The organism is Vagococcus hydrophili, from assembly GCF_011304195.1.
In the GTDB taxonomy this organism is placed as follows: domain Bacteria; phylum Bacillota; class Bacilli; order Lactobacillales; family Vagococcaceae; genus Vagococcus; species Vagococcus hydrophili.
The window spans coordinates 1,486,928-1,505,803 of record NZ_CP049887.1; the positions used below are offsets into that span (position 1 = coordinate 1,486,928).

An 18,876-nucleotide genomic window follows, 5' to 3' on the forward strand; every position below is an offset into this window, starting at 1 on the left:
TCCAAATGTTCATATTATGACTATCTTATTGTTTATAATTATAACTTGAGTTATATAAAATAATAAAAAATTTGAAAAGGAGAAATGTTAATGAAAAGAATTGGAAAAATAATTAATATTAATCAGGAACAAAATGACGTCACTATATTAATTAAAAGTAATAATCAAACTGTTCATTATCCGTTAAATTCAGTTAATTTTACACCAATGGTTGATGATGTGGTTGAGATTATTGAAGACGGAGAAAATGTAATTATTGGTAGCTACAAAGAAGATATCTTAGAGGTTCAACCTGGGAAAAAAAGGTGAATAAAGTAGTTTATATACTATTAGCTATTTTTTTAGGAGATCTTGGTGGTCACAAATTTTATTGTGGTAAAACGGGTTCAGGAATTGTCTATCTTCTGTTTTGTTGGACATTTATCCCAGATTTTGTTGGATTTATTGAAGGAATTGTAGCTATTGCCAAACCGGTGGATGCCAATGGAGATATGGTTATTTAAAAAATAGTAAATCTATGAATGAAATGAACTAACGAATGAATGAACTAATGAATGAAAAATGAATAAGAGAATGGCTGTAATTTGGGACATTCTCTTAGAGTTATTAAGACAATATCAAACTGTGGTGATAGGTGCAGTTATGATTTTAAATTATCTAAAAAATAGAACCTATTTGGTTATGAGAAAGAGGTATTGACTAAGAAAAAGAAAAGAGGATAATATAGTATATACTTTATTATTTTTAGGAATCAGAGTAATTTATTAGGATCTAAATGAAAAAAGAAAATATTTAGGAGGAGTATTTAAAATGAAGAACAGAGAGTTGAAATCGAGTATTACAAGAAAATTATTAGTTATTATGTCAGTATCACCTATTATGTTAGGAACTGTTTTGTATTCCCAAACAGCGGAAGCTTCAAGTGAAACACCGGTGATTAGTCAGTCAGTAGAACAGGAATCACAAAGTGCTGAATTGAAGGGCAGTTCATCAGTTGAGGATATGTGTTACGTGAACGTTGAAGGTTGGGATTTACAAGAAGGAATGCCTTTGTACACAGATTTATATACAGTGAAAAAAGGGGAAGAACTAGTTTATCATGCGAGAGAGGTAGAAGGTTATAGACTGTTAACACCAGAATCTACTAAAAAAATGATAGTAGATAAAAATGAAGCTTTCATTGCTTTTAACTATGAGAAAATTAAACCTGAAACTCCGCAAGGTGATTATATTGCTGATGGCAGATATGTCACAGTAACTAATTCGAACTATAATACATGGTCTAATTTTTCATGGAAATATCGACAATCGGGCAAAGATTTATATAATAAAACATTTCAAGCTAAGGGAAGATACGAACATGAAAACGGAGCAACGTATTATTCACTTTATGACGAAAAAGGAATTTGGTATGGCTATATCAATGAAAAAGGTGTAAAAGTTGGTAATGGGAAAGAGGGCGCGTATATTGGTTACAATAAATATGTAACGATTACTAGTAAGAGCTATAATACATGGTCAAACTTCTCATGGAAGTATAAACAATCAGCTGATTTGATTACTAATAAAACCTATTTAGCCAAGGGAAAGTATCATCATATTAATGGATCGACTTATCTTTCATTATACGATAATCAAGGAACTTGGTATGGCTATATTAATGAAAAAGCAGGTAAAGTTGCTAATGGTAAAGAAGGTGTATATATAGCTGATGGTAGAAAAGTTAAAGTAGTTAATAAAAACTATAATACGTGGTCAAACTTTTCTTGGAAATACCGTCAATCAACTAAAAATATGTATGGTAAGACTTACACAGCTCGTGGAAGATATGAACACGCTAATGGAACAACTTATTATTCGTTATTTGATAATAGTGGCAAATGGCAAGGCTATTTAAATTCTTCAGCGACAAAATAAATATAGCAGAATAAGAAAAGCTCCCATGATTTTTTCATAGGGAGCTTTTTACTAGTTAATTTTACCACCCACCAGGCTCCATTTCCCAACCATTAGGAGCATCAGTACCAATTGCACCATCATTTTTTGAAGGTGTTGATGGCTCTTTAGGTGGAGCAGGTGGTGTCACATTTGGTTGAGCGTTATTTCCTACATTACCACCAGCATTTTGATTATTGTTATTCGTAGCTGGCGAATTGTTAGTATTTCCACCAGTATTCTGATTTTGTATAGGTTCTTGGACAGTTTCTTGATGATTAACCTCACCTTGATCATTTTGAACAATTTGCTCAGTAGGTTGTTGTCCTTGTGTCGGATTAGAGTTAGCTGAATTATTGACTTGTTCTGAGGTTTTTTTCTCGTTCTCAACTTTCTTTTTATTCTCAGCCATTTGTTTTTTTAGAGTATCTAATTTCTTCTGAGCCTCTTCTTTATCTTTCTTCACGTAATCATCTGTTAATTTATCAATCAATTTTTGAGTAGACGTGATATCATCTTTATTTTTTGATTTGGTCGCTTTTTCTAAAGATGAGTTAACCTCTGATATTTGTTTCAAGAAAGCTTCTAGCTTAGTTAATTTGTCACTAAGCTTTTCTTTTTCTTTCTTCTGATTGTCGCTTAATTTAGAAATATCAGTTTTTGCTTTTTTGATATCATCATCTTTTCTGGTTTTATAAGCTTCATCTACAGAAGTATTTGCTTTTTCTAATGTTTGTTTCTCTTTTTTTAAAAGGGTCTCTTGTTTCTCATCAGCAATACGTTGCGCTTCAGCTTTTTGTTGGTAGATGATAGCAAATGAAATGCTAATTGCAAGAACGACTCCAATAATAGAGAGTAATATATTTTTCTTTTTCAATAACTTATCTCCTATATGTTATATTATTTATTAAAAACTCATAAGAATTGCCTTAAATACAAGAACTACTGGAATTGGAATAGAGGCAATTATTACAAGTAGGGCTGCACCTATGACGTGAAGGATACCTATATCAATTTTCTTTTTGAGAAACTGTTCTTTTATTGTGTTTCGGAATAAAAGTAAGAAGCTGACAACCATAATGATTGCATAAATAGGAAATAGCCAAGTTAAATAAGAATTAATAATATCTTGATTATCACTTTCAAATACTACTAAAATAAAAACAAGAAACCAAGCAGAATAAGCAAAGGATAGTTGATAGGCTAATTTTCTTCCTGTCTCACTTATACTTGGAAATCTCCGTTGTTTCATCAGAAAATGATTAACCGACAAAGGATTTATGATAGCGATTGGAAGAACTAAGGATATCACTCCTAGAAGAAGGACAAGTTTCATTGCACTATCAGAAATACTTCCTGAATTATTTGTAGAAGTATAATAATTTGAATGATTATTGTTTACGGATACAGATGCTTTACAATTTGGGCAAACGCCTGATCCACTAGGTAATCCATACCCACAACTTGGACACATAAAAAAACCTCTTTCCTCTAATGATTACTTTTCCTTTTTAGTAAACTTAACATTATTAATAAAAATCCCTGATAAGTCATCTGTTGCTTTGATAGTGAAGGATTTTTTATCTTTGGAAAGGACAGCATCTACCGTTATATCATCAGGATATTTCATTTTTAATTCATTATCGTTGATTTCGTAAGTGGCTTCTTTTTTTTCTTCACCACTATCGTTAATTTCAAAGACTTTGTCATCTTTAAATCTTAATGTGACGGTTTCTTCTGTTAAAAGAAGGTTTATTTTAGCAGTATAATCACCGCTTAATTTTTTTGAACCACAAGCAGATAATACAAGTAAACTGAATAATACTAAAGTCAGTCCGAATGTTAATTTCTTTTTCATTTTATTTACTCCTCCAAATAGGTTATTTTTCTCGGTAATAAGCTTCTGTTCCAACGCCAGATTGTCCAGCACCCATAATTAATCTGTCTTTACTTGAATCAGAATCATCCGCATCAGACATTTTAACGCCGCTGGGAATAATAGCGATAGGAGCAAAAGGGGACATCTTAATTTTAGGATTAAACGTTCCGATACTGCCAATCATATAGTCACCTTGAATGGTTCCAGGGGAAATAACAGTAGAATAGCCATTTTTCTCAGTTCCACTGACAACGGCTCCGCTAGAGATTGTAGTTTTACTGTCAGCAGGTTTATTTTCTATTTTATCTGTAATGACAAGCGTTTCTCCTTTAGTAGGATTTTTCCAAGTCCCTACTAAACTTGATAGATCATTACTAGCTAACTTAGCAAGATCTAACTTTAACTCACTAGATTTTTTTTCCTCTTTTTTATCACCTTTAATGAATACTGAAGTTGATTGGAGATTACTTGACCAAACAACAATGACATCTTGTGTATTTGTTTCATATTTTTCATCAGTGGTAAATTCTGTCGTAGTTCCTTTAGGATAGAACATAACCGACCAATTAATTGCGACCATTTGATCAACAAGGGAAGCTGCAAGCGTATTATCTTTTTCTTTAAATGTTATTTCATGCTCACCGTTATTGTCAGTTAATGTTTTCCCAGTGACTGTTAGACCGATACTAGTGATTTGATCTTTGGTAATAGAAAGTTGATTTGTGCCACCCATCTCATACTGCACGCCATCTTTTCCAGGTTTGTGATTATTACCATGAATAACTTCTTGCCAATCGCCTTGGATACTCGAAAAATCACCAGTCTTAATCTTAGAAATGTCCATCGCCAATTTTTCACTACTATTATCAGTCGATTTTTTAGTTTCTTTTTTAGAAGTTGTTTCAGATGTTGGTTTGTTTCCTTTTGTTTCTGTAGTTGTTACTTTAGTTTGAGTGTCTTTTTTATCCTTAGTCTCGCAAGCTGATAAACTTAACAAAGCAATCATAGCGAAACTTGCATAAAAGAATTTTTTATTATTTTTCATCTTTATTAAATGTCATCCCCCATAGTTTAAATGATTTTCTATCGTCTGTAATGGTTCCGTCGATAGATTCTTCTCCGTCTTTAGAAAAGAAAGAAATTTTATTCTTTTCAATTTTATATGTCCCTTTGTTATCTGCATTCTTAGTCTCTTCATATTTATCTCCATTAAATTTGATAGAAGTAGAGGATTCAACACCTAAAAATTTCGTTTTTTGGGTGTAAACACCACTTAAACCTTTAGGCATAAGCATAAAGATTGAGATAATTACTAAAACAACTGCTCCCAAACCACCAATTAGCCAGCTAGGCTTGATTTTTTTACCAGTTTTTTCACTAGCTGTATTAGCAAGGTTAGTTGTGCTTTCTATGGTAGATTGAGTTACTTTTTGAAAAGCTTCTTTCCCTTTAGAAAAATTAAGCTTAGTGGATAATTTATTTCCACAACCAACACAGTAATCTTGTTCTTCAGTGACCGTTTCGCCACAATGGCTACAGTGTTTTTTTATTTTTCCTTTACTAACCCCACAAGAAACACAAAAAGCCGCATTAGGGTCCATTTCTGAACCACAGTTTGTACAAAAATATTTTTGAGTGATTTGTTCTTCTTGGTTTTTTTGTTCTTCTTTTTTTTCATTTTCGTTTTCCATAAGTAATCTCCTTTTTTTATGTCACCATATTAAGTCTACCATAAAAATAACACTTGTATTTCCAATTTTTAACTTTATGTACGTAAAAATTGATAAACTCTAACATATATTACTATTTTGTAAATCCTATAGTTATTTAACTTGTGTGAAGCAGAAAAGATTGACATTGATTCAACTTGACTGTGGATTCGATAATAAGTAAGAAATAATTAGAGAAAATTATGATATTTCACAAGAAAATAGTTAACGCCGATAAAATTTTTTTCGCACAAAAAATAAAAAAGTTATCTATGCAATGGAATTTAAAGGAAAAAGACCTCCTCCAGCCATTCCAAAATGGAATAACAGAGAAAGTCTTTTTTTTATGCCATCCTATATGATGAAAAAACTTAATATTTGTTAATAGTGAACAGATAGTTAATAAAAATAAAAGCCAGTCGATATTTCAAATGAACGCTAAAGGTTATAAAACCAAGCTCTAGATATTCAAATATTCGAATACTTATTTTTTTTGTCATTAAATAACTAATATACGTTAAAAACATAACAAATTTTTAAAATGTTTATCGCAAAAAAACATGTTAATTAGTAAACGATTATGGTAAAATGAGAAAAATCTAATTTTTGAAAGGCGAGTGAAGTGTATGGTCGAAGCAATAAAAAAAATGTCATTAATTCAAAAAATCATGATAGGGATTGTGATTGGAACAACCTTAGGAATCTTGGTACCTGAATGGTCCTTTATCAGCAGTCTAGGCGAGTTGTTTATTGGTGCCCTAAAAGGAATCGCTCCTTTGCTAGTCTTTGTCTTAATTATTGCTTCCTTAGCAGGACAAAAAGCAGGAGCCAAAACATACGTTGGTCCTGTGGTGGTTGTGTATTTACTGGCAACTTTTTTAGCAGCACTCGTGGCAGTCATTATCAGCTACGCCTTTCCGATTGAAATTGTTTTAGATGTATCAGAAGAAATTTCCGCTGCGCCAAGTCAATTGGGTGACGTCTTAGGAAATATCTTAACAAGTGTTGTTCAAAATCCGATTCAAGGAATGATGGAAGGAAATTATTTAGCCGTGCTATTTTGGGCATCATTAATTGGAATTAGTTTACGTCAAAGCTCAGAGAACACAAAAGATTTTCTGGAAAACATTTCAACAGGTATTACAAAAGTTGTACAGATGATTATTAATTTAGCGCCTATTGGGGTGACAGGTTTAGTTTTCACTTCTGTCGCAACAACAGGTCTTAGTGGCTTAGCGAAGTATGGTCAGCTGTTACTTCTTTTAGTTGGTACAATGACTTTTATGGCTCTGATCGTTTACCCAGCGATTGTCTTTTGGCAAATTCGTCAGAACCCATATCCATTAGTCTTTTTCGTCTTAAAAGAAAGTGCCATGCCAGCCTTCTTTACACGAAGCTCAGCAGCGAATATCCCGGTTAACATCAGATTAGCTAAGGCGCTAAATTTAAGTGAAGAGTCGTACTCAGTTTCGATTCCTTTAGGTGCAACCATCAATATGGGGGGAGCTGCCATAACAATTACCATTATGACTCTAGCAACAGTTAACACATTAGGAATGGATGTTCCTATTCACTTAGCTTTTTTACTAAGTCTTATTGCTGCTATATCAGCCTGTGGGGCTTCAGGAATTGCTGGAGGTTCTCTATTATTAATTCCTCTAGCATGTAGTTTGTTTGGAATACCTGATGACATCGCTATGCAAGTAGTTGGTGTTGGTTTCATTATTGGTGTCATCCAAGATTCTGTGGAAACAGCCTTAAATTCATCAAGTGACTTATTATTTACAGCCTCTGTGGAATTTGCAGATCGCCGTAAAAATGGCGAAGTGGTGGAGTTAAACGGGAATTTTGGTGCGGATAATCGAGTGTATTAAAAAAAGGATCAAGTAACGTAAATCAATTGATTTCGTTACTTGATTCTTTTTTTTAGCTAGTTAATTAATTTTTAATGGTTTTAATTCTTCTAAATGATTGCTCGGCTTTTCCAGTATGTAATTGCCATGTATGCCAAAATACGAATGGTAATGCAATAATTGCATTGGCAATTCCCCAGTACTTCATTACATCTGGGTTAAACCAAGTACTTGAATTCATAATTTTAGGGAACAACTCTGGTACAATTGCACGAATTAAAAGGTGTGTTGCTAGTGTGTAAACTCGTGCAATCACATATAATTCCGGACGTCCTTTGATAATTGGATACACTTCTGCAGCTAGTAAAATACAGATTGAACTCGCGAAGAAGGTTGCTCCTTCTGCATAAACAAAAGCCATATTCCATGTTGTATACAAGAAGTTCCACATAATTGTTGTATAAACTAAAAGGTCACCATTATTTTTATTTTCAATATTCCAATATTTTGGTGCATATGGAATAGTAATACATAAGATAACTCCCGCCAAAGCATTGTAAAAGTTTCCCATTTGTAAGTCTTTGATGGTTGCTTCAGTAATATTTAGGAATAAAATGCCATATAAAAACCACAACATCCAATTCTTTCTTAAGAAACTCCAAACGCCACCTATCTTATTATCAGCATTTGCAACTCTGGCAAAACCAAGGACAATGGTTGGCAAAATAACGCTCAATATTTTTACCCATCTAAACCACCCCGATACGCCACTAGTCATAATCCATAGTGGAAAAGTTAACAACGTCGCTGCCCAAAACCAACTAGAAAAGCGATACTTCTTTCTCATGATTTCTACAATTAACATTAAAATACTGATGTAAACAATCATTGATACCCCATACTTAAAAACTAATCCCATTTTACCTCTCCTTAATAACCAATAGTGAAAAAAATGTAATTTAATACATCACTGATTATAGCAGAAGTTTTCAAATATTAAATGAGACCCTCATCAAAAATTATGATAGTTATATTAGATTAAAACTCTTATTTCTCATATTATAGTAAGGCCTACAGTACTTGGGTTTTGGAATTATGAAATTGTTTCAAATAAAATTGCCTATCAGATTATTTTAGAATAAAAGAAAACTGTCATCATTTAGTGTTTTAGCCTATAATATCTTTTAAATGACTAATAAAAGGAGCATTGATTTGATGAATTCACAACAACGAATGCTAACAATTTTTCTTCGCTTAATGACTGGTAAAAAATTAACAAAACGTGATTTGATGGAGGAATTTGATAAAAAAGGCACAACTATTCAACGTGATATTGGTTATATAGAAGAAGTGCTACTTAATAAAGTTTATAACAGTACACTTCCTGACACAGTTAATATTGAACGTGATGGAAGAGGAAATTACCAATTAAAGCATATAGAAAATTTTAATGAATTCGAAAGACTAACCGATACGGATATTCTAATTTTAATAAAAATATTACAATCCACAAGAATTTTTAATAAAGATGAATTTTTTTCTTTATCTAATAAGCTGCTTGCAATAGCTAATAATAGAGAATTAATAAAGCAATTTATAGGAAATGAACAATTGTATTATCAAGGTGTAGCATCTGAAAATATCATTGGAAGTATAGAAATGGTAATGAATGCTATTGTTGATCATCAAATGTTATAGTTTTCTTATGGGAAGAATGGTGTAACTGAAACTTTCCAGCGTATTCCAAACGCTATTTATTTTTCAGACCTATATTTTTATATGCTGTCATCTTCCCACACTGCACAAGATGATACAGAGTTATCAGCAATGAATAAATTTAGAATACATAGTATGGTAGATACTAAAGTAATATCTTCTCGAAATAAAATAGATTACAAAAATAAATTTGAAGGTGGAATTTTTAGAACTCAAACAATACTACCTTTTCTTGGAAATCCGATAACAATTGTTTTAGATTTTTATTATGACCCAATGTATGTATTAGATCGTTTTCCAAATTCAAAGATTATTCAAGCAAATGAAGATGGTAGTGTTCGAATTGAAATACAAGGCAATGATGGTTATGGTATGAAAATGTGGTTATCTGGTCAAAGTCATATGGTCAAAGTGATTTCTCCAAAACATTTGAGAGATTATTTAATTCAAGATATGAAAGATGCATTGAAATTGTATGGTGTAGAAATGAAAAGTGATTAATTTTGTAGTTGTCATTCTAAAAAAGGTTAGGTAGTATTTAATAGATATTGAAAAACATACGTACTATATACTGAAAATGGAGTGAAGTTAGTGGAGGAGCAAAAAATAGATATTAAAGTACTTATACTATGTGCTGTCGCAGTAGCTATTAATGTTTTGTTAGGTACAATTGTCGCGTTTATTAATATTCCTTTTGTTTATTTAAGTGGGATGGGGACTATTTTTATTGCAGTAAATTTTAAAATGAGATATGGAGTTATTACTGGTTTAACAACACATTTATTACTTGGACTTATTCATGGACCAACAACCGTCTTTTTTGGTTTATCAAGTATGGTAAATGCTATTGTAGCCAATCTGTGTTCTAGAAAAAAATTTGACGTTCCTCAAGCAATTTTTACTGGAACTCTAGTTTCATTAATCGGTTCTATGGTGAGTGTTTGTATTCGGTTAATTCTTTTTGGAGGACTGTCTAATTCGGTCACAGATGTCTTAATTTTTGCCGTTAGAAGTACAGGAGTAGGAATGTTTATTGCGGCTTATGTTGGAGCCGTTACAGACAGTATTATAGATAAAATTTTGTCTTGTTTACTTGTAATGAAATTAAGTAAGTTACCACCATTACAAAAAGTCTTTAATTCTTTAAGTGGTTCTGTTAAGGAAAGGTTATTATCATAAAAATATTCCGAGTAGGTTGTTTAATCAATTTACTCGGATTTTTTTGTATACTATCGAGATGTTCATAATATGAATAGACTCTATTTTATAATCATTTTGTAAGCATTTAAAAAGCATACAAAAAAATAAAGTGAGGAGATTTACGAATGAGAGGTAGCAAGAAATTTAGTTATGTATCTAATGAAATTAAAGAAGACTATAAACCACAATTAGTTAAAGGTCGTACAGGTTGGGTTGTTAAAGGGTTAGTTTATGCTAGTTTAGTTGGGGTCGGATTGATGGGGGTTAATGTAGCAGAAACTCAAGCAGCAGAATGGACACCTAACACTGCTGAAACTATTCGAGCTAAAATTAAAGAAGGAGACACTTCTTATACTTTTGTAGAAGGAGATACTTTTTATGAAATTGGGCGAGCAATTAATGTGAAGTATACTGTTTTAATGGAATTGAATGGTTTTGCAGAAGGTACACAGTATACGGTACCAGTTGGAACAACCATTACTTTTGATGGTCGAAAAGTAACTTTAACAGATAAAGATGGTAAGGTAGTGAATGAAAAAATCCTATCTGATGATGCTAAAATTGATAAATCACAACCATTCATAAACCAAAAATCTGATACGATTAAAGGTACATCTGTATCAACTAATAATCAGTCAACTTCAACTAATAACGGTGGCAACAGTAGTAAACCTAATCCAGTTCAGCCAGTAACACCTGTTAAGCCAATTAAACCGACTGACCCAACAACGCCTATTAAACCAGTTGATCCTAAACCAGAGGAAAATCGTTTAGCAGAACTAAAAAAACAATTAGCTGAATTAGAGGCCCAATTAGCAAACAAACAGACTGAATTAGAAGATGCGATTGCAAAATTAAACGAAGCAAATGCACAAAATAGAGAAAACTCAATTATATTAGCTAATGCTCAAATAACTGTCAATAATCTTAATGAGGAATTGATAGCGGCTGAATCAGCAGTTGTATCAGCACAAAACACTGTTACTGAAGCTCAGGCAGCTATTGATGCATGGCAACCAACAGATAAAGAAACTGAAATACCTAAGTCACTAGTAGAAGCTTTAAATGCAGCTCAAGCTGAATTAGCAGCAGCACAAGCAAATAAAGAAGCTATTAAAAATCAAAGAATAGCTGCTGAACAAGCTTTAGAAGAAGCTAAACAATTACCAATGATTAATACAGCAACAATTTTAGAAGGAATTGATGTAATCAATAATGAAATTAACAGTTTACAACAAAAGATAGATGAAGTAAAAGCAGAAATTGCTAAATTGGAAGGTAATACAAAACCTACAGAAGATGTTAAGTTGGAAGAAGCTAGACAAAAAGCGTTAAATACTTTAGGAACATTGAATTTATTACCAGAAGAGTTAGCTGATTTTACAGCAGTGATTCAATCTGCTAAATCTATTGAAGAAATCAATGATTATTTAGCTCAAGCCCAACTAGCTCATGATAAAAATGAAGCAATTGAGAATGAAAGTAAAGAGTTGAAAGCAGCAAAAGCTAAGGCTATAAAGCAGTTAGCAGAATTGAATTTAGGTAGTGAAGATAAAGAAGTACTTTCATATCAAATCAATAATGCAGTTAGTGTAGAGGAAATCAACGATATATTAATTAATGCAAAATCAATCAGTGATGAAAATGATAAAAAATTAGAAGCGGAAAAATTAAAATTAGAAGCTGCCAAATCAGATGCTAAAAAAGAAATCGCTACACTCAATTTAAGCGGTGAAGAACAAGCAACATTTATTTCTTTAGTAGACAATGCTAAAACAGTAGCTGAAGTATCTGATGCTCTAGAAAATGCACGTCAAGTCAGTGATAAAAATAATCAAAATGAGCAAAGTCAGTTAGAAAAAACTAAAAAAGAAGCAATCAATTCATTAGATGGGTTAAATTTAAAAGCTTCTGAAAAAGCAGAGTTTACAAATCAAATTGAAAAGGCTCAAACAATAGTTGAAATCAACGCAATTCTTAAAGAAGCTCAAGCAACATCTAATAAAAATGATGAATCTTCAAGTGAAAAAGAATTATCAGAAGCTAAGAATCAGGCAAAATATGAATTAGCTAAAATGAATTTAACTCAATCTCAGAACATTGAATTTGAGAAACAAATTGATGAAGCGACAACGGTTAGCTCAATTAATTTAATTATTGCGAATGCTCAAAAAGTATCAGATAAAAATGATGCTGATACTGAGCAATCTAAAAAATTAGAAGAAGCTAAAGCATCTGCTAAAACTTCAGTAAATGGAATGAACTTAACTTCAAACCAAAAGGTTGACTTTGAAAAACAAATCAATGAAGTTAAATCAATCGATGGCGTTAACTTGGTAGTTGCAAACGCAAAAAAAGCTTCAGACATCAATGATGCAAATGAAGCTAACGCTGAAAAATTAGCAAAAGCTAAAACTCAAGCTGAGAAAGATGTTCAATCATTAGAATATTTACCTCAAAGTGAGAAAGACAAATTCTTAGCTGAAATTAAATCAGCTCAAACGATTTCTGAAGTGAATACCACTTTGGAAAATGCTAAAAAATCTGATACTCAATTCAAAGATGATGCTGAAAATGCTAAAAAATTAGAAGCATCTCGTAAATCAGCACTTGATGAGTTAAAAGGTTTGAACTTAAAAGGCAACACTTCTTATGAAACTCAAATCAAAAACGCTAAAACAGAAGCTGAAATCAAATCTGCACTAGATGCAGCTAAAGCTGAAAGCACTAAGAACGATAAAGATGATGCAACTTCGAAAGAATTAGAACAAGCTAAAAAAGATGCAATCACTGAAATTAACAAATTAAACTTATCTGATACTGAAAAAGCCGATTTTACGAATCAAGTAAATGCAGCTAAAACAGCTTCAGAAATCAGCACTATTATGAAAAAAGCTAAAGATAAATCTGAAGCAAATGATAGCAAAAAAACTGCAACTGTAACGTTCTTAATCAAAGATCAATTTGGTAATGACTTAGGAAAAGTTGTTAAAGAAGTTGAAGCAGGCGGAAAATACAGCTTTACACTACAAGATTTAGGTCTTGATGATAGCTACTCATTAGCAAGAGGACCTCTGAAAGGCGACTCTCCGAAAAATGAAGGGCAAAACAAAAACGTTATGATCGTAGTTAAAGGTCCTGTTGTAAAAGATAATGACGAACACGCTGCTAAATTCCAAGAAGATTTCGAAAAACACATGAACGAGTTAAGAGCTGAAAATGGCACTGACCCTCTTCAACACAGTTCAGTATTACAGGAAGCTGCTGATATTAGAGCTAAAGAATTAGCTGATAAGTTTGGACATGACAGACCTAATGGTGAAGGAAGCTATACAGTTTTATACGATGTTGATGGAGGTCAATCTTATAATGGTTTAGCTGAAAATATCGCTTCTGGAGGGTATGGCGACATGACAGGTGAATCTGCTGCTGAAGCTTTATTCAATGATTGGCATAATAGTGAAGACCACAACGCTAACATGATTTCCGGTCACACAACTGAATATGGCTTAGCATTCTTCTATGACGAAAACACAGGTCGTACATATGCGGTATTACTTACTTCAACACCGCGTAAATAGTATTTTACGAAAGACTATTCTTAATTGAATAGTCTTTTTAAATGCAATAAAGAAGTAGGGCATTGCAAAAAAAAGCCAGCCGATTTATCGACTGACTTTACTGGTCACAAAACGGGTTACATTTTGTGAGCATTTATCTATTTTCATAAAAAAATGCAATAAACAATTGATTTTAAAGCCTATTGTATCAACATCTTAAAATAGAATTAAGCAACTATTATTCCCACTCAACAGTTGCAGGTGGTTTACTCGTAATATCATACACGATTCTATTAACGTGATCCACTTCATTCACAATACGAACTGATATTTTTTGTAATAAGTCCCAATCAATACGAGCGAAGTCAGCAGTCATTCCATCAATTGATGTAATGGCACGAAGACCAATTGTGTAGTCGTATGTACGGCTATCTCCCATAACGCCAACAGAACGCATGCCAGGAAGAACAGTGAAGTATTGCCAGATGTCACGGTCAAGACCAGCGTTAGCGATCTCTTCACGTAAGATAGCATCACTTTCACGGACGATTTCTAATTTTTCTTCAGTGATTTCACCAAGGACACGGATACCTAATCCAGGACCTGGGAATGGTTGGCGCCAAACGATTGAATCAGGCATGCCTAATTCAGTTCCTAAAGCACGAACTTCATCTTTGAATAAAGTGTTTAATGGTTCGATTAATTCGAAAGCCATATCATCAGGAAGTCCACCAACGTTATGATGTGATTTAATCACTTCAGCAGTATCAGTACCACTTTCAATCACGTCAGTATAAAGCGTTCCTTGAGCTAAGAATTTAATACCATCTAATTTAGCTGCTTCATCATCGAATAAGTAGATAAATTCGTTACCAATGATTTTACGTTTTTGTTCTGGATCAGAAACACCAGCTAATTTATCTAAGAAACGGTCTTTAGCGTTCACACGGATGATGTTTAAGCCGAATTTTCCGCCTAAACTCTCCATTACTTGATCGCCTTCGCCTTTTCTAAGTAAACCATGGTCAACAAAGACACACGTTAATTGGTCGCCGATTGCTTTTTGTAAAAGAACCCCAACCACACTTGAATCCACACCACCAGAAAGAGCGAGTAAGACTTTTTTATCGCCAACTTTTTCACGGATTTTTTTGATTTCTACTTCGATAAAGCTTTCCATTGACCAATCAGCCGCACAACCACAGATATCAAAAGCAAAGTGACGTAATAAGTCATTTCCACATTCTGAATGGCGTACTTCTGGATGGAATTGAACAGCGTATAATTGTTTAGCATGGTTTTCCATAGCTGAAATAGGGCAGTTAGCACTTGTTGCGACAACTTCAAAGCCTTCAGGAATTTGAGTTACTAAGTCTCCGTGGCTCATCCAAGCTTGATGATGCTCTGGAAGTCCTTTGAATAATTCGGTCGTTGCGCTAGTAACATCTAACATCGCTTTTCCGTATTCACTACTATCAGCACTCTCAACAACACCACCTAATTTGTGAGTCATTAATTGCATACCGTAGCAAATACCTAAAATAGGAATACCTAAGTCAAAAATAGCAGGGTCGATTGAAAAACTACTTTCATCATAAACGCTATTTGGTCCACCAGAGAAGATGATTCCTTTTGGTGCGATTTCCTTAATTTCCTCAACAGTGATCTTGTGGCTTAAAAGTTCAGAGAAAACTCCAAACTCTCTAATGCGGCGTGTAATTAACTGATTGTATTGACTACCAAAGTCTAAAACGATGATTTTTTCCATGTCTTTAAATTCGGACGTGTTTGTCACTTGCTTCACCCTATCTTTCTTTTTATTTGTTTTACTAACTTAGAATTTCCGTAAAGAGATTTTATCAATCGTATGATTGTCTGATTTATGTAGGACAACATCCGCCCGACTTCGTGTAGGTAAGATAAAGTTCTCCAAGTTTTTTTGGTTCACATCTTGCCACACTTGTTTGGCGAAATTGATAGCCTCATCTCTAGGACCATTCGCATATTCATAATAATAATTAGTTTTGTCATTTTTTGCAAGGTTTAATAATGCTTCAAAGCGTTCTAAGTACCAAGATTCGATTAATTTACTGTCAGCATCCACATAAATAGAGAAATCAAAGAAGTCACTAATATAAATTTGTTGATTGGCAGGAAGCTGCAGGACATTGATTCCTTCAACAATTAAGATATCTGGCTGTGTAATCGTCTCAAATTCATCAGGAATAATATCATAAACCTCATGAGAGTACATAGGAATATTCAAATTATCTTCCCCATTTTTAACGGCATTTAAAAAGGTAAGTAAGCGTTCCATATCATAACTTTCAGGAAAACCTTTTTTATCTAAAATCCCTCGTTTTTTTAATTCGTCAGTGGGATATAAAAAACCGTCTGTGGTAATAAGTTGAACGTTACGTCTTTTAAATGTTCTTGAGAGCATCATTTGAAGGAGACGTGCGGTCGTGCTTTTACCAACAGCCACACTACCAGCAACCCCAATAATAAAGGGCGTTGGCGGGACAAATTCTTGCATGAATAGTCCCTTACTCAAATGAAGTGATTCATATTCCTTCATATAAATATGAATTAAATGGGTTAAGGGAATATAGATATCTTGCACATCTTGTAAAGATATCTGATCATTAAAACTTTTAATTTGTTGTAGCTCGGCATCCGTTAATGGGGCAATCCCGTTCCGGTAAAAACCTTGCCACTCTTGTCTGGTTAAGTGATAATAATTAGTTCGTTCATCCATGAGGTTACTCTCCTAAATAATCAGAACTATCCATCCAAGGCAGTGTCAAAGAAATATGGTTAGCTAAATCTTTATTGTGTTCTAACTCTTTCATGCGCATTTCACGACGTTTAGAGTATCCTTGATGAATCATCTTTTCTTCGTTGGTTTCAGGAATGACAGTTGGAACGCCTTTGAAGTTTTCTTCTGCTTCTACGATGACAAAAGTCATAAAACAAGTAGCAGCTAAGTAACGCTCACCAGTTGCTAAATCTTCCCCTAAAACTTTAGTGAAGATTTCCATTGATTTTTTGCCGGTTCCTGTAACGTAAGCTTCCACACACACTGAGTGATTTTCATAAATTGGATGTAGAAAGTCTAATTTGTCTGTTGAAGCCGTCATTGTCGGTCTTCTACAATGTCTAGAGGCTGCAATAGAGGTAGTGTCATCAATGAACGACATTAATTTTCCACCATACAAAGCGCCGAAAGAATTTAAATCATTTGGAAACACGCGATGTGTTTGAATAATTCGAGATTCACGACATTTTTTTGTTTCTGGTAATTCAATAAACATGTTTACAACTCCTTAATTCATGCTATGATGTTAAAGTCTTAATGATTATATCACAAATGCTTCCATAGATAGAAACGGTGAGGGTTGAAACATGAAAAAAATCATTTTATTAGGAGATAGTATTACAGCTGGCTACGAAGAAGGTGTCACTGACTTTCGCCTGAACGAACAAATAGAAGTTGAATTTAAAGAGTTAGAAGTAATTAATGCAGGTATTCCAGGAGACACGACACGTGGGGCGTTGCAGCGATTAGAGGCGCATGTCTTACGTTATCAACCAGATGTGGTGACCGTCTTTTTTGGAGCCAACGATGTCTCGACAATAATGGGTATATCTATAGAAGAATACATAGCAAATTTAATTTTAATCGTGAAACAGATCGGTGAAGAAAGAGTTATTTTGCTAGGAGTTCCATATTGTAACCAAAATCTCTATCAAGAAGAAAGAGGGATGGAACGATTAGAACTATACAACCGAGCTGCCAAAGAAATTGCGGCTAATTATCAACTGCCATTTATTGAACTACTATATATAATGCAAGAAAAATCAAATTTATACTTACAAAAAGATGGACTTCATTTTTCAAGAGCAGGGTATGAATTATTGGGTCAATTGATTAATCAAGAATTAAAGAAGAGAAAGGGTGTTGAGAATGGGTAACCATTATTATACAAATCAGCCAGAAGTCGAACACAATAGAAAACAGTGGGAATTTCCTTTAAAAAACAAAACATTTTCCTTCATAACAGATAGTAATGTTTTTTCAAAGGCAACCGTCGATTTTGGTTCACGTGTCTTAATTGAAACATTTACAGCAACTAACTTACCAGAAGGTGGGATTTTAGATGTTGGCTGTGGTTATGGTCCAATCGGGTTATCGCTTGCCTTTGATACTAATCGCATGGTTGAGATGGTTGATATCAACGAGCGAGCAGTTGAACTTGCGAAAGAGAATGCAGTACTTAATAAAATCGACAACGTGAAGATTTATCCTTCCTATATTTATGAATCCGTTGAAAACAATCAATTTGCGGCAGTTGTCAGCAATCCACCTATCAGAGCGGGTAAAGAAGTGGTCCATACGATTATTTCAGGAGCCTTTGATAAATTAGTTAAAGGCGGTACCTTAACAATCGTGATTCAGAAAAAACAGGGTGCTCCTAGTGCTCAAGCAAAAATGGACGAAGTTTTCGGAAATGCTGAAATAGTAAAAAAAGAAAAAGGCTACTTTATAATAGTTAGTGAAAAAGAATAAAGAAAACAAGATATCTATTGTGAATATTTAATTTACAATAGATATTTTTTACGGATTTGAATAGAATATAGGCAAAAACAGCAAGAAATAAGCTACTTTGCAGATAATAAATAATCTATTAAAAAGTGATAAGCAAAAATTAAATGTGAAAAAAATAACAAAAAGGTTTTTTATTAAGAAAAAAATTCACAAAAATGTTCTTTTTTGTTGATATAAACTTAAAATTAATGAAAACGCTAATAATTTAAAACAGTTTAATTAGGTTTTAATGTGAATAAAACAATAATATTTCGAAAGAAAGAAAGAATTTAAATTGTGAATAATGTTATTTAATTTTTGTGAAAAACGCATAAGTGAAAAAAGGTAGTCAAAAATTGCTCATAGATAAGTAAAATGTGGTAACAATTTAGGAGTCTATACTATATAATAATAAGTGCAGTTCCAAATTAGTGTT

At 33.1% G+C, this 18,876-nt stretch carries 19 protein-coding genes; 10 read left to right on the forward strand and 9 right to left on the reverse strand.

Annotation, left to right across the window (positions count from 1 at the left end):
- Positions 1 to 90 precede the first annotated feature (90 nt).
- The 3 genes from G7082_RS07525 (at position 91) to G7082_RS07535 (ending at position 1,917) form a co-directional block, all read left to right on the forward strand.
- A complete protein-coding gene (locus G7082_RS07525) occupies positions 91 to 309 on the forward strand; it encodes a hypothetical protein (protein WP_166034500.1) in 219 nt (72 codons plus the stop codon).
- Complete coding sequence (locus tag G7082_RS07530) at positions 306 to 503, forward strand: TM2 domain-containing protein (protein WP_166034501.1); 198 nt, start codon at positions 306 to 308, stop codon at positions 501 to 503. Before G7082_RS07525 ends, G7082_RS07530 begins: the two co-directional genes overlap by 4 nt.
- 307 nt (positions 504 to 810) lie before the next feature.
- Entirely contained in the window at positions 811 to 1,917 is a 1,107-nt protein-coding gene (locus G7082_RS07535) for a hypothetical protein (protein ID WP_166034502.1), read from the forward strand.
- Positions 1,918 to 1,978: 61 nt separating this feature from the next.
- Here the strand turns inward: G7082_RS07535 and G7082_RS07540 are convergent, their stop codons facing one another.
- From G7082_RS07540 to G7082_RS07560, 5 genes are read right to left on the reverse strand one after another with little or no spacing between them, the layout of a single operon-like run.
- Positions 1,979 to 2,812 (reverse strand): hypothetical protein, encoded by an 834-nt coding sequence (locus tag G7082_RS07540; RefSeq protein ID WP_166034503.1) that lies wholly within the window; start codon positions 2,810 to 2,812, stop codon positions 1,979 to 1,981.
- 30 nt (positions 2,813 to 2,842) lie between these two features.
- The gene (locus G7082_RS07545) at positions 2,843 to 3,409 is read right to left on the reverse strand and encodes a hypothetical protein (protein WP_166034504.1); all 567 of its coding nucleotides are present in this window, start codon (positions 3,407 to 3,409) and stop codon (positions 2,843 to 2,845) included.
- Positions 3,410 to 3,433: 24 nt separating this feature from the next.
- The gene (locus tag G7082_RS07550) at positions 3,434 to 3,793 is read right to left on the reverse strand and encodes a hypothetical protein (RefSeq protein WP_166034505.1); all 360 of its coding nucleotides are present in this window, start codon (positions 3,791 to 3,793) and stop codon (positions 3,434 to 3,436) included.
- Positions 3,794 to 3,815: 22 nt separating this feature from the next.
- The gene (locus G7082_RS07555) at positions 3,816 to 4,859 is read right to left on the reverse strand and encodes a DUF6287 domain-containing protein (protein ID WP_166034506.1); all 1,044 of its coding nucleotides are present in this window, start codon (positions 4,857 to 4,859) and stop codon (positions 3,816 to 3,818) included.
- Positions 4,849 to 5,505: a zinc ribbon domain-containing protein gene (locus G7082_RS07560; RefSeq protein ID WP_166034507.1), complete on the reverse strand. Its 657-nt coding sequence runs from the start codon at positions 5,503 to 5,505 to the stop codon at positions 4,849 to 4,851. Before G7082_RS07560 ends, G7082_RS07555 begins: the two co-directional genes overlap by 11 nt.
- Before the next feature lie 644 nt (positions 5,506 to 6,149).
- Between G7082_RS07560 and sstT the strand changes: the two genes are divergently transcribed.
- Positions 6,150 to 7,397 (forward strand): serine/threonine transporter SstT, encoded by a 1,248-nt coding sequence (sstT, locus tag G7082_RS07565; protein WP_166034508.1) that lies wholly within the window; start codon positions 6,150 to 6,152, stop codon positions 7,395 to 7,397.
- Between the two features lie 64 nt (positions 7,398 to 7,461).
- Here sstT and G7082_RS07570 read toward each other — a convergent pair whose 3' ends face one another.
- Positions 7,462 to 8,295: a hypothetical protein gene (locus G7082_RS07570; protein WP_166034509.1), complete on the reverse strand. Its 834-nt coding sequence runs from the start codon at positions 8,293 to 8,295 to the stop codon at positions 7,462 to 7,464.
- A 296-nt stretch (positions 8,296 to 8,591) separates the two neighbouring features.
- On the opposite strand from G7082_RS07570, the gene G7082_RS07575 reads away from it, so the two are divergent.
- The 4 genes from G7082_RS07575 (at position 8,592) to G7082_RS07590 (ending at position 13,873) form a co-directional block, all read left to right on the forward strand.
- Positions 8,592 to 9,074 carry a hypothetical protein gene (locus G7082_RS07575; protein WP_166034510.1) on the forward strand — a complete coding sequence of 161 codons (483 nt, stop codon included), beginning with the start codon at positions 8,592 to 8,594 and terminating at the stop codon, positions 9,072 to 9,074.
- Between the two features lie 153 nt (positions 9,075 to 9,227).
- On the forward strand, positions 9,228 to 9,593 hold the full coding sequence (locus G7082_RS07580; protein WP_455345750.1) for a WYL domain-containing protein: 366 nt from the start codon (positions 9,228 to 9,230) through the stop codon (positions 9,591 to 9,593).
- 90 nt (positions 9,594 to 9,683) lie between these two features.
- Positions 9,684 to 10,271, forward strand: coding sequence for a hypothetical protein (locus G7082_RS07585; protein WP_166034511.1), 588 nt, complete (start codon positions 9,684 to 9,686; stop codon positions 10,269 to 10,271).
- A 146-nt stretch (positions 10,272 to 10,417) separates the two neighbouring features.
- On the forward strand, positions 10,418 to 13,873 hold the full coding sequence (locus G7082_RS07590) for a CAP domain-containing protein (RefSeq protein WP_166034512.1): 3,456 nt from the start codon (positions 10,418 to 10,420) through the stop codon (positions 13,871 to 13,873).
- A 217-nt stretch (positions 13,874 to 14,090) separates the two neighbouring features.
- On the opposite strand, the gene guaA is transcribed toward G7082_RS07590, so the two are convergent.
- The 3 genes from guaA to G7082_RS07605 all read right to left on the reverse strand — a co-directional run bounded on the left by guaA (position 14,091) and on the right by G7082_RS07605 (position 17,166).
- A complete protein-coding gene (guaA, locus tag G7082_RS07595; RefSeq protein WP_166036042.1) occupies positions 14,091 to 15,620 on the reverse strand; it encodes a glutamine-hydrolyzing GMP synthase in 1,530 nt (509 codons plus the stop codon).
- 66 nt (positions 15,621 to 15,686) lie between these two features.
- Positions 15,687 to 16,610 (reverse strand): type I pantothenate kinase, encoded by a 924-nt coding sequence (coaA, locus tag G7082_RS07600; RefSeq protein WP_166034513.1) that lies wholly within the window; start codon positions 16,608 to 16,610, stop codon positions 15,687 to 15,689.
- Between the two features lie 4 nt (positions 16,611 to 16,614).
- Positions 16,615 to 17,166, reverse strand: a complete 552-nt coding sequence (locus G7082_RS07605; protein WP_166034514.1) for an acyl-CoA thioesterase — start codon at positions 17,164 to 17,166, stop codon at positions 16,615 to 16,617.
- 91 nt (positions 17,167 to 17,257) lie between these two features.
- Between G7082_RS07605 and G7082_RS07610 the strand changes: the two genes are divergently transcribed.
- Together G7082_RS07610 and G7082_RS07615 are read left to right on the forward strand one after the other, a co-directional pair.
- Complete coding sequence (locus G7082_RS07610; protein WP_166034515.1) at positions 17,258 to 17,827, forward strand: SGNH/GDSL hydrolase family protein; 570 nt, start codon at positions 17,258 to 17,260, stop codon at positions 17,825 to 17,827.
- Positions 17,820 to 18,422: a class I SAM-dependent methyltransferase gene (locus tag G7082_RS07615; protein WP_166034516.1), complete on the forward strand. Its 603-nt coding sequence runs from the start codon at positions 17,820 to 17,822 to the stop codon at positions 18,420 to 18,422. Before G7082_RS07610 ends, G7082_RS07615 begins: the two co-directional genes overlap by 8 nt.
- The last annotated feature ends 454 nt before the right edge of the window (positions 18,423 to 18,876 follow it).